The 12,961-nt window shown below is 69.1% G+C and carries 17 protein-coding genes; 8 read left to right on the plus strand and 9 right to left on the minus strand.

Annotated elements, in window-relative coordinates:
* The first annotated feature begins 14 nt into the window (after positions 1 to 14).
* The 6 genes from PQI07_RS03405 to PQI07_RS03430 all read left to right on the plus strand — a co-directional run bounded on the left by PQI07_RS03405 (position 15) and on the right by PQI07_RS03430 (position 4,986).
* Positions 15 to 500 carry a hypothetical protein gene (locus PQI07_RS03405; protein ID WP_043755051.1) on the plus strand — a complete coding sequence of 162 codons (486 nt, stop codon included), beginning with the start codon at positions 15 to 17 and terminating at the stop codon, positions 498 to 500.
* A gap of 35 nt (positions 501 to 535) precedes the next feature.
* Positions 536 to 1,738 carry a phosphoglycerate kinase gene (locus PQI07_RS03410; protein WP_043755049.1) on the plus strand — a complete coding sequence of 401 codons (1,203 nt, stop codon included), beginning with the start codon at positions 536 to 538 and terminating at the stop codon, positions 1,736 to 1,738.
* 160 nt (positions 1,739 to 1,898) lie between these two features.
* Positions 1,899 to 2,138 carry a hypothetical protein gene (locus tag PQI07_RS03415; protein WP_274926047.1) on the plus strand — a complete coding sequence of 80 codons (240 nt, stop codon included), beginning with the start codon at positions 1,899 to 1,901 and terminating at the stop codon, positions 2,136 to 2,138.
* A 63-nt stretch (positions 2,139 to 2,201) separates the two neighbouring features.
* Positions 2,202 to 3,272: a class II fructose-bisphosphate aldolase gene (gene fba, locus PQI07_RS03420; protein ID WP_043345222.1), complete on the plus strand. Its 1,071-nt coding sequence runs from the start codon at positions 2,202 to 2,204 to the stop codon at positions 3,270 to 3,272.
* A 20-nt stretch (positions 3,273 to 3,292) separates the two neighbouring features.
* Entirely contained in the window at positions 3,293 to 3,937 is a 645-nt protein-coding gene (locus PQI07_RS03425) for a thiamine phosphate synthase (RefSeq protein ID WP_274926048.1), read from the plus strand.
* A 44-nt stretch (positions 3,938 to 3,981) separates the two neighbouring features.
* A complete protein-coding gene (locus PQI07_RS03430; protein WP_342462100.1) occupies positions 3,982 to 4,986 on the plus strand; it encodes a tetratricopeptide repeat protein in 1,005 nt (334 codons plus the stop codon).
* A 3-nt stretch (positions 4,987 to 4,989) separates the two neighbouring features.
* Here PQI07_RS03430 and PQI07_RS03435 read toward each other — a convergent pair whose 3' ends face one another.
* The 3 genes from PQI07_RS03435 to PQI07_RS03445 are packed head-to-tail and all read right to left on the minus strand — an operon-like array spanning position 4,990 to position 6,293.
* A complete protein-coding gene (locus PQI07_RS03435; RefSeq protein WP_179697880.1) occupies positions 4,990 to 5,430 on the minus strand; it encodes a cupin domain-containing protein in 441 nt (146 codons plus the stop codon).
* Positions 5,427 to 5,840, minus strand: a complete 414-nt coding sequence (locus PQI07_RS03440; RefSeq protein ID WP_043345227.1) for a carboxymuconolactone decarboxylase family protein — start codon at positions 5,838 to 5,840, stop codon at positions 5,427 to 5,429. The genes PQI07_RS03435 and PQI07_RS03440 overlap by 4 nt, the downstream gene beginning before the upstream one ends.
* 27 nt (positions 5,841 to 5,867) lie before the next feature.
* Positions 5,868 to 6,293, minus strand: coding sequence for a DUF779 domain-containing protein (locus PQI07_RS03445; protein WP_043345230.1), 426 nt, complete (start codon positions 6,291 to 6,293; stop codon positions 5,868 to 5,870).
* Between the two features lie 148 nt (positions 6,294 to 6,441).
* On the opposite strand from PQI07_RS03445, the gene PQI07_RS03450 reads away from it, so the two are divergent.
* Entirely contained in the window at positions 6,442 to 6,735 is a 294-nt protein-coding gene (locus PQI07_RS03450; protein ID WP_043380252.1) for a hypothetical protein, read from the plus strand.
* A gap of 81 nt (positions 6,736 to 6,816) precedes the next feature.
* Here the strand turns inward: PQI07_RS03450 and adh are convergent, their stop codons facing one another.
* From adh to PQI07_RS03480, 6 genes are all read right to left on the minus strand, one after another.
* Positions 6,817 to 8,340, minus strand: a complete 1,524-nt coding sequence (adh, locus tag PQI07_RS03455; RefSeq protein ID WP_043345235.1) for an aldehyde dehydrogenase — start codon at positions 8,338 to 8,340, stop codon at positions 6,817 to 6,819.
* Positions 8,341 to 8,650: 310 nt separating this feature from the next.
* Positions 8,651 to 8,998: a DUF3325 domain-containing protein gene (locus tag PQI07_RS03460; RefSeq protein ID WP_043345237.1), complete on the minus strand. Its 348-nt coding sequence runs from the start codon at positions 8,996 to 8,998 to the stop codon at positions 8,651 to 8,653.
* Positions 8,995 to 10,488: a PepSY-associated TM helix domain-containing protein gene (locus PQI07_RS03465; protein WP_274926050.1), complete on the minus strand. Its 1,494-nt coding sequence runs from the start codon at positions 10,486 to 10,488 to the stop codon at positions 8,995 to 8,997. The genes PQI07_RS03460 and PQI07_RS03465 overlap by 4 nt, the downstream gene beginning before the upstream one ends.
* Before the next feature lie 26 nt (positions 10,489 to 10,514).
* Positions 10,515 to 10,826 (minus strand): hypothetical protein, encoded by a 312-nt coding sequence (locus tag PQI07_RS03470; protein ID WP_043345251.1) that lies wholly within the window; start codon positions 10,824 to 10,826, stop codon positions 10,515 to 10,517.
* A 162-nt stretch (positions 10,827 to 10,988) separates the two neighbouring features.
* The gene (locus PQI07_RS03475; protein WP_236952815.1) at positions 10,989 to 11,246 is read right to left on the minus strand and encodes a hypothetical protein; all 258 of its coding nucleotides are present in this window, start codon (positions 11,244 to 11,246) and stop codon (positions 10,989 to 10,991) included.
* A 108-nt stretch (positions 11,247 to 11,354) separates the two neighbouring features.
* Positions 11,355 to 12,140, minus strand: coding sequence for a cold-shock protein (locus PQI07_RS03480; RefSeq protein ID WP_043755040.1), 786 nt, complete (start codon positions 12,138 to 12,140; stop codon positions 11,355 to 11,357).
* 315 nt (positions 12,141 to 12,455) lie between these two features.
* Between PQI07_RS03480 and PQI07_RS03485 the strand changes: the two genes are divergently transcribed.
* A complete protein-coding gene (locus PQI07_RS03485; RefSeq protein ID WP_012317168.1) occupies positions 12,456 to 12,929 on the plus strand; it encodes a response regulator in 474 nt (157 codons plus the stop codon).
* Positions 12,930 to 12,961 lie beyond the last annotated feature (32 nt).

Genomic DNA, 12,961 nt, shown 5'->3' on the forward strand with positions numbered 1-12,961 from the left:
GGGACTCTCCAGGGATGACCGACGCTTCGCAGGGCACGTCGAGCGGGCCGGCTGCCGTGCCGCCCGCCCCCAAGCCGGCTCCGCCGCCGCCCGCCACACCCGCCGCCGCACCGACCGCGGCCCCTGCCGCACCCGCGGTCCCATCCCACCCGCTTCCGGCCAACCAGCTCTTCGATCAGCTCGCGCGGATCGAGGACAAGTGTTCGCGGATCGAGGACAAGTATGCCCGCTCCGAGGCACTGCTGTCCCGAGTCGAGGACAAGGTCGAGAATGCGGCGAACCGGATGAATGAATCGGCGCGCCAGTCCGACCTGGCGGCGCTCCGGACGGAGATGCGCGGCCTCGCCGAGCGCACCCGGCGCCTGCCCGGGACCGGCGCCCTCGTCCTTACCGCCGTGATCACCGCCATCCTGACCGTGGTCCTGATGGTCGCCGTCCAGCGTCTGAATCTCGACCGCCTGCTGCCGCAGCGGGCCACCATCGGCACCACCGCGCAGTAATCGCCCTCGCCCCGCACAGGACCGCACCAGACCGCATGAGCGCCTTCCGCACCCTCGACGATGCCGGCTCCCTCAAGGGCAAGCGGGTACTCATGCGCGTCGATCTGAACGTGCCCATGGAAAACGGGCGGGTGACCGACGCGACCCGCATCGCGCGCGTCGCGCCGACGATACGCGAGGTCGCCGAGCAGGGCGCCAGGGTGATCCTGCTGGCTCATTTCGGCCGGCCGAAGGGCAAGCGCGAGCCGAAGGATTCGCTGGAGCCGGTAGTCCCGGCCCTCGGCGCGGCCCTCGGGCACACCGTCGCCTTCGCGGCGGATTGCGTGGGCGACGCCGCCGCGCAGGCGGTGGCGGCCCTGAAGGACGGCGACGTCCTCCTCCTGGAGAACACCCGCTATCATCCCGGCGAGGAGAAGAACGACGCGGCTTTCGCGGACGCCCTGGCGGCGAACGGCGACGTCTACGTCAACGAGGCCTTCTCGGCAGCCCACCGCGCCCACGCCTCCACCGAGGGTCTGGCGCACCGGTTGCCGGCCTATGCCGGCCGCGAGATGCAGGCCGAGCTCGACGCGCTGACCAAGGGCCTGGAATCGCCCCAGCGCCCGGTGATCGCGCTGGTCGGCGGCGCCAAGGTCTCGTCCAAGATCGATCTCCTGGAGAACCTCGTCGCCAAGGTCGACATGCTGGTGATCGGCGGCGGCATGGCCAACACGTTCCTGCACGCGCAGGGCAAGGCGGTGGGCAAGTCCCTCTGTGAGAAGGATCTCGCCGAGACCGCCACGCGCATCCTGGCGGCGGCCGAGAAGGCCGGCTGCCGGATCATCCTGCCGGTCGACGCGGTCGCCGCGACCGAGTTCAAGGCGCAGGCTCCCCACGAGACCGTGCCGGTGGATTCCGTGCCGGACGCGAGCATGATCCTCGATGCCGGTCCGCGCTCGGTCGCCGAGATCAATGCCGCCATCGACGGGGCCAAGACCCTGGTGTGGAACGGCCCGCTGGGCGCCTTCGAGCTGACCCCATTCGACGCCGCCACCGTGGCCGCCGCCAAGCACGCGGCCGCGCGGACGAAGGATGGCCAGCTCGTCTCGGTTGCGGGCGGCGGCGACACCGTGGCCGCGCTCAACCATGCCGGCGTGGCGCAGGACTTCACCTACGTCTCGACCGCCGGCGGCGCCTTCCTCGAATGGCTTGAGGGCAAGGCCCTCCCGGGCGTCGAGGCGCTGCGGGCGAAGGGCTGAGACGGCCACCTTGCGCTCCTCCCCCATTGGCCCGACCCTATCTATACTGCCGGCCTTGATCAGCCGGGGGGCCGGGGCGATGGGTGACGATGGGGAGAACGGGACCCTCAAGAATCTAAGGGGCATCCAGGCGAGCCTGGCGGATCTGCGGTCCGAGACGGTGACGCGCTTCGACAGGCTCGAGGCGCGGATCGATCGTCTGAACGCGGCCGGGATGCGCGTGACGATGCGGGCCACGGCGGTAAGGTCTGACGCGCGGGTCAGCGAGGTCGAGGACCGCGTCGCGTCCCTGGTGAGCCGGACCGACCGGGGATCATCCGCCGAAAGAATGGCCTGCGCCGCGTCGGAGATTGACCGAAAGCAAGGCACCCGGCAGAGCGAAACGATACAGCCCAGCTGAGGGCCTCACCGCGCCTCCGGCGATCGGTCGGACAACGAAACGGGAAACGGGAAGACACGCACGATGGCACGCATCACCCTCCGGCAGCTCCTTGATCACGCCGCTGAGTACGAGTACGGCGTGCCCGCCTTCAACCTGAACAACATGGAACAGGGGCTCGCCATCATGGCGGCCGCCGATGCCACCGACTCGCCGGTGATCCTCCAGGCGAGCCGTGGCGCCCGCGCCTACGCCAACGACGTCGTGCTGGCCAAGCTGATCGACGGCCTCGTCGAGATCTACCCGCACATCCCCGTCTGCATGCATCTCGACCACGGCAACAACGAAGCCACCTGCGCCACCGCGATCCAGTATGGCTTCACCTCGGTGATGATGGACGGCTCGCTGAAGGCCGACGGCAAGACCCCGGCCGACTACAACTACAACGTCGAGATCACCCGCAACGTCACCAAGATGGCCCACTGGGCCGGCGTCTCGGTCGAGGGTGAGCTGGGCGTGCTCGGCTCGCTGGAGAGCGGCCAGGGCGAGGCCGAGGACGGCCACGGCGCCGAGGGTACGCTCAGCCACGACCAGCTCCTGACCGACCCGGAGGAGGCCGTGAAGTTCGTCGAGGCCACCAAGGTGGACGCGCTGGCGGTGGCCATGGGCACGAGCCACGGCGCCTACAAGTTCACCCGCAAGCCCGACGGCGAGGTGCTGGCGATGAACGTGATCGAGGAGATCCACCGCCGCCTGCCGACGACCCACCTCGTCATGCACGGCTCCTCGTCGGTGCCGCAGGACCTGCAGGACATCATCAACCAGTACGGCGGCCAGATGAAGCCGACCTGGGGTGTTCCGGTCGAGGAGATCCAGCGCGGCATCAAGCACGGCGTGCGCAAGATCAACATCGACACCGACAACCGCATGGCGATGACCGGTCAGATCCGGAAGGTCCTCACCGAGAACCCCTCCGAGTTCGACCCGCGCAAGTACCTGAAGCCCGCCATGGAGGCGATGACCAAGCTCTGCAAGCAGCGCTTCGAGGAGTTCAACACCGCCGGCAAGGGCTCGAAGATCCGGCCGATCTCGGTCGCCGAGATGGCCAAGCGCTACGCCAGCGGCGCCCTGGATCCGAAGATCGGCGCGCGGTAAGGCGCCGGTTGTCGCCCCCGATGAGCACCAGTGCCCGCCTCGCCCTTCTCGGACCGCACGGTCTCGACGCCGAGGGACTCGAAGGCTTCGTGGCGGCCCTGAAGGCCGCCTGCGAAGCGGGCGATGTCGCCGCCGTAATCCTGCGGCTCGCCGCCACCGACGAGCGCGGGCTGACGGCCCGCGTGAAGGCGGTCGCTCCGGTGGCGCAGGAGCGGGGCGCGGCCCTGGTCGTGGCCTGTCCGGGTTTCACGGGTGATCTCGCCACGGTGGCGATCCGCGGCGGCGCCGACGGCATCCATGTCGACAAGCCGCGCGACCTGAAGGATCTGCGCGGCCGGCTGCGCGACGGGCGCATCCTCGGTGCTGGAGGCATCGAGACCAAGCATGGCGCCATGGAAGCCGGCGAGGCGGGTATCGACTATCTGATGTTCGGCGGGCTGTATCCGGACGGTGTCGCGCCGGAGGCTGAGACCGTCCGGGCCCGCGCCACCTGGTGGGCTGAAATCTTCGAGACGCCGTGCATCGCGGTGGCCGTCGCCGCCGACGAGATCGGGCCGCTCGGCGCGACAGGCGCGGAGTTCGTGGGATTGGAGAGCGGCCTCTGGCTGTCGGATCCGGCAGCTGTCGAGCGGGCCCAGCGCGTCCTTCGGGAGGCTGCCGCGTGAGGCGCCGCAACGCCCGTCATCTGTTGGCTTTCGTCGGAGCGGCAGTGCTCGCACTGCCGACCTGGGCCGTCTCCGCTCCGGCCGACCCGGCCGCGGCCGCGGCGCCCGGATCGATCGGGTCCCCCGCGCAGACCGGCAAGAAGCCGATGCCGGAACTGCCGAGCCCCTATACGCCGAACTACACCCGGGGCGCCGTGCCGCCGCAGGGCGGTCAGCCGCCGGATCTCGCCTACGGCGCCTATCAGAAGGGCCAGTACGTCACGGCCTTCCGCGAGGCGACGAAGCGCATCGAGGCGAATCCGAAGGACGCCGCCGCCATGACGCTTCTCGGGGAGCTGTACAACCAGGGCCTCGGCGTGAAGCAGGACCCGGTGAAGGCCGCCGACTGGTATCGTCTGGCCGCCGCACAGAACGACCCGTCCGCCATGGCATCCCTCGGGCTCATGGCGCTCGACGGACGCGGTATGCCGAAGGATCCGAAGGCCGGGCGCCGATGGCTGGAACAGGCCACGTCCCAAGGCTCGCCGACCGCCGCCTACAATCTCGGCCTGATCCTGATCGGCACCGGGGCCACGGCCGACGAGGCGGCGGCCGCCGCGCAGTTCCGCAAGGCGGCCGATGCGGAGATCGGCCCCGCCCAGCACGATCTGGGCGTTCTCTACCTCCAGGGTCGCGGGGTACCGAAGGATCCGTCCAAGGCGGCGGAGTTGTTCAGGCGCGGCGCCGACAATGGCGATCTCGCCAGTGAGGTCGAGTACGCGATCCTTCTGTTCAACGGCACCGGCGTCACCAAGGACGAGCGGGCGGCCGCCCGCTATTTCCTGCACGCAGCCTCGCGCGGCAACGCCATCGCGCAGAACCGCGTCGCGCGCCTCTACGCGGTCGGCCGTGGCATCGCCAAGAATCCCGTCGAGGCTGCGGCCTGGAACCTTGCCGCTGCCGGACAGGGCCTGTCCGACGCGTGGCTGGATCAGACGCTGTCCGGCCTTTCCGCCGACGAGCGCTCGCGCGCCGAGCGCCTCGCCAATGAGCGGATCGAACAGCGCTGAGCGCTACCCCTCGGCCTTGGACCAGTCGACGCCGGCCTCGAGGTGCGGCAGCAGGACGACGCTCTCCTGCTCGTTGGGATCCGTCCGGGCGATCACGGCGGTGACGGGCTCCGTCTGGCTGCGGTTGTAAGGCAGGTGCGGCACGTCGGCGGCGATATAGACGAACTCGCCGGCCCCCGCGATCGCGTGATGCTCCAGCCGCTCGCCCCAGAAACAGCCTGACACCCCCGACAGCACGTAGATTGCCGTCTCGTGCGATTCGTGCTTGTGCGCATGGGCACGCTCCCCAGGCGGTATCTCCAGGAGCTGCATGTGCAGCGCCTTCGAGCCCACGGCTTCGGCGGAGACCGCCGGCCGGTAGATGTGCCCCTGCTTGCCGCGGAAGGGCGCACTCTCGCGAAGCACCCGGAAACCCTGCTCCCCTTGACCGGACACGGAACTCATGGACCTTCCTCCACTCTGAAGGCGGGATCGACCGGGATCTGCATGCCGTTCACCAGCGCGTTGGTCTGGTTGGCCATGCCGACCACCGCCAGGAACTCGCCGTGCTGCGCGTCCGTCAAGCCCTTGGCCCGCGCAGCGGCGGTGTGGGAATGGATGCAGTACGGGCATCCATTGGCGATCGAGACCGCGATGTAGACCAGCTCTTTGGTCAGGGGATCGAGTGTTCCCGGTCCCATGACGGTCTTCAGGACGGACCAAGTCCGTTCGAGCAGTGCCGGATCGTTGGCGAGGCCCCGCCAGAAATTGTTGATGAAGTCGGAGCCGCGGGTCGCCCGGATGTCGGCGAACACGGCGCCGATGCGCGGGTCGGTTTCGGCCTCGGCATCGGACCAGAGTTTGACGGTGGCCATCGTGCCCCCTCCCCGCGAAGCTCGTCCTCAGAGTTTGCAGGCCCCTTCGAGGGCCCGGTTCTCCGCGTCGGAGAACAGGCGCGAGCGAATATGGAAGCGCTTCTCGCGTCCATTCTCCAGCGAGAACATGCCGCCGCGCCCCGGCACCACATCGAGGAGCAGGTGGGTGTGCTTCCAGACCTCGAATTGCGACCGGCTGATGAAGAACTCGGCGCCGCCGACGGTGCCGAGTCGGACGTCCCCGTCGCTCACCAGGAAATCACCGACGGGGTAGCACATGGGCGAAGAGCCGTCGCAGCAGCCGCCGGACTGATGGAACATGACCGGGCCGTACTCGCTCCGCAACTCGTCGATGAGGGCGAGAGCCGCCGGGGTGGCGGTCACCCGCAGGGGTGTTCCGTCGGCGCCGGCCTGCTCGGCGACGTTGGCGTCCAAGGTCTGATCCGAATTCATGCCATCCTCCCCAGTCGATGTTGAAATATGCGCGGTTGCCGGCGGGTTTCCACCGCAACGCGAGCGAATGCAGGTCCCGAAACGTCGCGATGCGCGTTGTGTCGACGGAGGGCGGCGGTTGCCGCCCGACGCCTCGGGAGCGCCCGTCATGTCAGTTCTCAGAAAAGCCGCCTGCGTTGTCCTTGCCCTGACCGGTCTTGCCGGGCCCGCCGCCGCCGAACCGCTGTCGCTCCGCGTCCAGCCGCGCGAACAGCCGCTGTTCGTCCAGCATGCGTGGCGCGTCGCGGGGAATCCCAACGTCACGCCCGACAATCCCATGGGTGTCGTCGGCTGGGACGGTCCGCCGGACGACGTGCCCAGCGTCAGCGGCGATGCCGGCCCGATGGCGCCGGGCTCGATCGTCAACGCCCCCTTCGAGGGCTACGGCTACGGCCTCTACTGAGCGCGGTGTTGCTGGATCGAAAAAGCCCCGGCCGTGAGGCCGGGGCTGAAGTTGTCTCGGGGGGTTAACCCGGGAAGAAGCTCAGAAGAAACCGAGCTTCTTGGCCGAGTAGCTGACCAGCATGTTCTTGGTCTGCTGGTAGTGATCGAGCATCATCTTGTGGGTCTCACGGCCGATGCCGGACTGCTTGTAGCCGCCGAAGGCCGCGTGAGCCGGGTAGGCGTGGTAGCAGTTCGTCCAGACGCGGCCGGCCTGGATCGCCCGGCCGAAGCGATAGGCGCGGGTTCCGTCGCGGGTCCAGACGCCGGCGCCGAGGCCGTAGAGCGTGTCGTTGGCGATCGCGAGCGCCTCGGCATCGTCCTTGAAGGTCGTGACCGACAGGACCGGGCCGAAGATCTCCTCCTGGAAGATCCGCATCTTGTTGTGGCCGCGGAACACCGTCGGCTTCACGTAGAAGCCCTCGGCGAACTCGCCCTCCTTGACGTTGCGCTCGCCGCCGGTGAGCAGCTGGGCGCCCTCCTGCTTGCCGATGTCGATGTAGCTGAGGATCTTCTCCATCTGCTCGCCCGAAGCCTGGGCGCCGATCATCGTGGCCGGATCGAGGGGCGAGCCCTGCGTGATCGCCTCGACGCGCTTCACCGCCCGCTCCATGAAGCGGTCGTAGATCGACTCATGGACGAGCGCGCGGCTCGGGCAGGTGCAGACCTCGCCCTGGTTGAGGGCGAACATCGTGAAGCCTTCGAGCGCCTTGTCGAAGAAGTCGTCGTCCTCGTTCGCCACGTCGGCAAAGAAGATGTTCGGCGACTTGCCACCGAGTTCCAGCGTCACCGGGATCAGGTTCTGCGACGCATACTGCATGATGAGGCGGCCGGTGGTCGTCTCACCCGTGAAGGCGATCTTGGCGATCCGCGGCGAGGAGGCGAGCGGCTTGCCGGCCTCCAGGCCGAAGCCGTTGACGATGTTGAGCACGCCCGGCGGCAGCAGGTCGCCGATGATCTCGGCCAGCACCAGCACAGAGGCCGGGGTCTGCTCGGCGGGCTTCAAGACCACGCAATTGCCGGCGGCGAGCGCCGGGGCGAGCTTCCACACCGCCATCAGGATCGGGAAGTTCCACGGGATGATCTGGCCGACCACGCCCAGCGGCTCGTGGAAATGGTAGGCGACCGTGTCGTGGTCGATCTCGGAGATCGAGCCTTCCTGCGCCCGCACGCAGCCGGCGAAGTAGCGGAAATGGTCGATGGCCAGCGGGATGTCGGCGTGGGTCGTCTCGCGGATCGGCTTGCCGTTGTCCCAGGTCTCGGCGAGGGCGAGCAGATCGAGGTTCTCCTCCATCCGGTCGGCCATCTTGAGGAGGATGCGGGCGCGCTCGGCCGGCGCCGTGCGGCCCCAGGCCTCCTTTGCGGCGTGGGCGGCGTCGAGCGCCTTCTCGACGTCCTGCGCGTCGGAGCGGGCCACCTCGCACACCACCTTGCCGGTAATCGGGGAGGTGTTCTCGAAGTAGCGGCCGGCCGCGGGGGCGACCCACTGGCCGCCGATGAAGTTCTCGTAGCGGGCCGAGAACGGCGACTTGACCTTGGCGTCGCCGAGGAATTCCGGCTTGTTCATCGCTGTGTTCCCTCCATAGGCCCCGGCCTCGCGAACCGCGGCTCTTGGGCTTAAGCTGGCGCTCGGGCGACCGATCGTCGGGGCCGCATCCGCTTCCGCTCTGTTCGCAGCCAATGGCTTTTGGCCTGCCGAATCAAGGTGGACTTTTGGCCAGTGCGCGAGTGGGCCGATCCTACGCTCTTCCGGACCTCACCGCGAGCGGACAGATATCCTCGGCGTCGGAGTGGTCCGAGCCGCCTTCAAAGGCCATTCCAGCGTCCCGATGACCGTTCGACTCACCACCGATCGACGAAGACTCCGATGCGCCTGCTTACCTGAGCAGGGCGAGCGGAGCGGCCGCCGCCGCGAGCGGCAGCGCCGCCAGTGCCGCGTTGCGCAGCCAGGTCGGCCGATAGGCGATGAACGCCACCACGATTAAGGCGGACCCGGTCAGCGATCCGATCCACTGCACCGGGCCGAAATTCCAGCCAGCCGCCGCGATGGCCGCCGCGAACGAGAGGGCGAGCCCGCACCAGCCTGCCATCCGCAAGCTGGCGACGCGCCGGTCCGGGACGCTGATCCGGTAGGCCGCCCGGTGATGCCGGTCGAGGCTGAGGGCCAGGGCGGCGAAGCCCGAGAAGCTCAGGAGAAGGCTGAGGATCAGTGCGGCCGCGGTCATGCCTCCGCCGCCCGGGACAGGCTGGGCTGGCCGTGCCGCGATTCCGCCGGCCGTCGCCGTGCCGCCAGCCGGGAGCCCGCGACAAGGGCCAGACCCACAGCCGCCATCGCCGCATCGAAACCGAGGAACCGGTTCTGGCCGACGAGGACCGCATCGACCAACGGGATCGCCAGGAAGGCGCAGGCCGCCACCCCGAGGGCGATCGGCCACGCTCGCTGTCGCGGATACAGGGCTGCGGCGAGCGCCGCGGCGACCCAGGCGGCGAAGAATACGCGGACCTCCCAATCGGCCCGGGCCTCGAGCCCGTAGGGCAGCAGACGGTTGGCCAGAAAATAGGCCGCGAGTCCCACCGGCAGCCCCGCGATGGTGCCGAGGTTGAGGAATCGCACGAGCCGTAGACCGAATCGGTCGGGATCCGCGCCCTTGGGCGCCCGCGCCACGGTCCAGAGGACCAGCCCGCTCGCAACCGTGGCCGCGCCCATCACGCCGCAGAGGAAGAACACGAGACGCAACGGAGCGGACGCGAAATGCGCCTCGTGCAGCCCCGCCATCACGGCGGCCGTCCGGGTCGCAGCGCCGGCTTCGCTGACGCGCGCGAGTTCCGCGCCGGTTCCGGCCGCATAGACGATCTGCGGATGGAGATGCGCGAGCCCATGCGGCTCCTCGAAATACGCCGTCGCGGTCGCGTTGGCGTCCCCGGGAAGCGTCACCATCAGCATCTCGGGCGTCTCGCCGCCCGCCGCGCTGGCGCGCGCCACGATCTCGCCCAAGGGGAGCGGCACGCCCGGACGCCCGGCGGGGCCGGCTCCCGGCGCCGCCAATCCCGCCTCCGCATAGTACCGGAGCAGGTCGTCGCCGTAGACGGCCTTCACGCCCCAGGGCATGAGCATCGACGACAGGGTGACGAGGCCCGTGTAGACGATCATCAGGTGGAAGGGCAGCGCCAGAACGCCCATCACGTTGTGGGCGTCGAGCCAGCCGCGCTGGACGGACTTGTCCCGGCGGAAGGTGAAGAAGTCGGCGAAAATGCGCCGGTGCGTCACGATCCCGGAGATCAGCGCGATCAGCAGGATCATCGCGCAGCCCGAGACGATCCAGCGCCCCCAGATCGGCGGCAGGCTCAACTCGAAGTGAAAGCGGTAGAGGAAGTCGCCGCCCCGCGTGTCGCGGACGCGTGCGGGTTCGCCCGTCAACGGATCGAGCAGCGCCTGATGGTAGGGCCCATCCAGGTTCTGCCACCAGTAGACCTCGACGACCGAAGCCTCGGCGTTCGGCAGCTTGACCGACCAGCCGGCGGCGTCCGGCATGGTTTTGCGCAGGAACACACCGGCGCGCGTTGCCGCCGCCACCGGATCCGGCGCCTCCTCGGACAGCTCGGGCCGCATCCATCGCGAGATGTCGCTGCGGTAATAGCTGGCCGTCCCGGTGACGAAGATGGCGAACAGCACCCAGCCGACCACGAGGCCGGACCACGTGTGCAGCCACGCCATGGACTGGCGGAAGCTCCGCGCGCGGCTCACAGGGCGACCCCGTGCCTGAAGCCGCCGGCCAGCCACAAGGCCACGGTCAGCAGAAGCGCCGCAGCCCCTAGGACCAGGGTGGCGCGCGCGATCGTCCGGGCGGCGAACACCCAGATCACGGCCGCCGCCATGATGCTGAAGCTCGCGAGGGTCGCGGCGGATACTGCTTCGGCCCTCGGGCCGGGGAGAATCAGCGCCAGCCAGGCGCACGCGAGTGCGGCAACGGCATAACCGCCGAACGCCGCCAGAAGCACCCGGCCGGCGACCGCCAAGCGATCGGCCAGCGTGGGCACGGCATGGGCACTCATCGCGCCCCCTCTCGCTTCCGTAAAGTCATATCGCGACCTAGCAGCGGCTGCGCCCGGCAGGCAACGCGTATGTTCCAGAACGATTCCAGTGTGAATTGAGGCGGTTAGGATGGCCCGGGTCGGGCCGAGAGATGAAAGTCCCGGCTTGCGCGGCAGCCCGTCTCAACGACCGGTCGTTCCGGGCGTTGCGGATCGGTCGGATCCGCGGATCGCGATGGCGGCATTCCGGGCACTCGGCGGCAGATCGGGGCCGGCCTCCGGCTTGGAGAGGGCCGACGATCCGGCGGTCACGGGGCGGCCTCCCTCAGGGCCGCGGTGCCCGGTGCCCCAGCCGTAGCCCGCGTTGATCCCGGCATAAAAGCCCGTGAAATCCTCAGCCCGGGCGCTGCCCGAAAGCAGGAGCAGAGCCGTCGGCAGCATCAAGCAGCGCATCGATCGTCCAGGAACGAGAAAGGCGACGGTCCCAGACAGGACCGCCGCCTCGTAGTCTTCTCAGGATCGCGGCGGCAAAGCGACCGCCGCGCGCCCTCAATCCTCGACGTTGATGCTCTGAGCCTCGCGGCCCTTCTGACCCTCGACCACGCCGAGCGTGACCTGCTGGCCTTCGGCGAGCGAATCGAGCCCGGCGCGGGACAGAGCGGAGCGGTGCACGAAGACGTCCTTACCGCCGTCGTTCACCGACACGAAGCCGAAGCCCTTGGCGGGATCGTACCACTTCACGGTGCCGCTCATCTCGACGGACGGGCCGCTGGCGAAGCGGCCACCACCGCCACCACCACCGAAACCGCCGCCGCCGCCGTAACCACCACCGCCGCCGCGGTCGCGGTCACCGTAGCCGCCGCCAGCGCCACCACCGAAGCCGCCGGTGCGCGGACGGAACTCGCGCCGGGGCGCAGGCGCCTCGGCCGTGGACGTGTCAACGCTGGTGACGCTGGTCACCTGCGGACCCTTCTGACCCTGGGCCGTCGTGACCGTCAGCCGGGTGCCCGGCATCAGGTCATCGTGGCCTGCCGCCTCGACGGCGCGGATGTGGAGGAAGGCATCGCCCGAACCGTCGCCGAGTTCGACGAAGCCGAAGCCCTTCTCCTTGTTGAACCACTTGACCGTCGCATCGCGCTCCGGTCCGGACGCGACCGGTGCCGCGCCGCGCGCCGGACCACGGTCGAAACCGCCGCCGCCGAAACCGCCGCCGCCACCGCCGAAACCGCCGCCGCCGTATCCGCCGCTCGGGGGTGCCTGATCAGGCCATCTCGGCTCGCCACCCTCGTCGAAGCCGCGCTTCTGCGGCCCCCTGAAATCACGACCACGTCCCATCGAAAGCTCGCAAAAACCGTCCGCCGCCCTTGTCTCGAATACCGCGTGCGCGCCATCCCAGACAGCCCACGCCCCGCACTATCATTACCCCAGGTCGCGGTAACCAAGAATAACGCCCCAGTCCTGACGCAATCGGGCCTTGACCGCAAGGACCTTCTTGGCTCAGACGCGCCCGTTTCGTTACTTTCTTGCGGCAAACAACGGAGTCCGCCCCCGATCCCGGGTCGGTCCTTACTCATTCGAGGGAAGGCGTTAGCGAAACGCAAAGGCTGTCCCGCCTAGACTCGGCGCCGCGCCCCGCAGAGCCCGCCGGCCATGATCGCAACCCCGACCTTCCCCGATCTCTCGGCCCTCGTCGTCGACGAGAGTCTCTACATCCGCCGAATCGTGCGCGACATGCTGATGCGCGTCGGTATCAAGCGGGTCCTGGAGGCGCCGGACGGGGCGGAGGCGCTGGGCGTGCTGGCCGAGAGCAAACCCGATATCAGCATCATCGACTGGGATCTGTCGATCCTGTCGGGCGAGGAGTTCATCCGGCTCGCGCGGACGCCGACCACCTCTCCCTGCCCCACGATCCCGATCATCCTGATGCTGGCCCAGCCGCGCCGGAACGTGGTCGACCGTGCGGTGGCGCTCGGCGTCAACGAGATCATCGCCAAGCCGTTCTCGCCGAAGACCCTGTGGTCTCGCCTGGACGAGGTGATCAACCGGCCCCGCCCCTATTCCCAGGTGAAGAGTCTCCTGCGCCCGATCCCGCGCCGGGCCAGCGCCATGAAGGCCGTCGCCTGATCGCGACCGCGATGGGGCGTTGCAGTTCCCCG

The sequence above is a fragment of the Methylobacterium sp. 092160098-2 genome, assembly GCF_028920805.1.
GTDB lineage: Bacteria > Pseudomonadota > Alphaproteobacteria > Rhizobiales > Beijerinckiaceae > Methylobacterium > Methylobacterium fujisawaense.

What these genes read in the sequence shown, in the direction of transcription:
- PQI07_RS03405 (WP_043755051.1), top strand. Translation starts at nt 15, where the DNA reads ATGACCGACGCTTCGCAGGGCACGTCGAGCGGGCCGGCTGCCGTGCCG.
- PQI07_RS03410 (WP_043755049.1), top strand. Translation starts at nt 536, where the DNA reads ATGAGCGCCTTCCGCACCCTCGACGATGCCGGCTCCCTCAAGGGCAAG.
- fba (WP_043345222.1), top strand. Translation starts at nt 2,202, where the DNA reads ATGGCACGCATCACCCTCCGGCAGCTCCTTGATCACGCCGCTGAGTAC.
- PQI07_RS03425 (WP_274926048.1), top strand. Translation starts at nt 3,293, where the DNA reads ATGAGCACCAGTGCCCGCCTCGCCCTTCTCGGACCGCACGGTCTCGAC.
- PQI07_RS03435 (WP_179697880.1), bottom strand. Translation starts at nt 5,430, where the DNA reads ATGAGTTCCGTGTCCGGTCAAGGGGAGCAGGGTTTCCGGGTGCTTCGC.
- PQI07_RS03440 (WP_043345227.1), bottom strand. Translation starts at nt 5,840, where the DNA reads ATGGCCACCGTCAAACTCTGGTCCGATGCCGAGGCCGAAACCGACCCG.
- PQI07_RS03445 (WP_043345230.1), bottom strand. Translation starts at nt 6,293, where the DNA reads ATGAATTCGGATCAGACCTTGGACGCCAACGTCGCCGAGCAGGCCGGC.
- PQI07_RS03450 (WP_043380252.1), top strand. Translation starts at nt 6,442, where the DNA reads ATGTCAGTTCTCAGAAAAGCCGCCTGCGTTGTCCTTGCCCTGACCGGT.
- adh (WP_043345235.1), bottom strand. Translation starts at nt 8,340, where the DNA reads ATGAACAAGCCGGAATTCCTCGGCGACGCCAAGGTCAAGTCGCCGTTC.
- PQI07_RS03460 (WP_043345237.1), bottom strand. Translation starts at nt 8,998, where the DNA reads ATGACCGCGGCCGCACTGATCCTCAGCCTTCTCCTGAGCTTCTCGGGC.
- PQI07_RS03465 (WP_274926050.1), bottom strand. Translation starts at nt 10,488, where the DNA reads ATGGCGTGGCTGCACACGTGGTCCGGCCTCGTGGTCGGCTGGGTGCTG.
- PQI07_RS03470 (WP_043345251.1), bottom strand. Translation starts at nt 10,826, where the DNA reads ATGAGTGCCCATGCCGTGCCCACGCTGGCCGATCGCTTGGCGGTCGCC.
- PQI07_RS03475 (WP_236952815.1), bottom strand. Translation starts at nt 11,246, where the DNA reads ATGCTGCCGACGGCTCTGCTCCTGCTTTCGGGCAGCGCCCGGGCTGAG.
- PQI07_RS03480 (WP_043755040.1), bottom strand. Translation starts at nt 12,140, where the DNA reads ATGGGACGTGGTCGTGATTTCAGGGGGCCGCAGAAGCGCGGCTTCGAC.
- PQI07_RS03485 (WP_012317168.1), top strand. Translation starts at nt 12,456, where the DNA reads ATGATCGCAACCCCGACCTTCCCCGATCTCTCGGCCCTCGTCGTCGAC.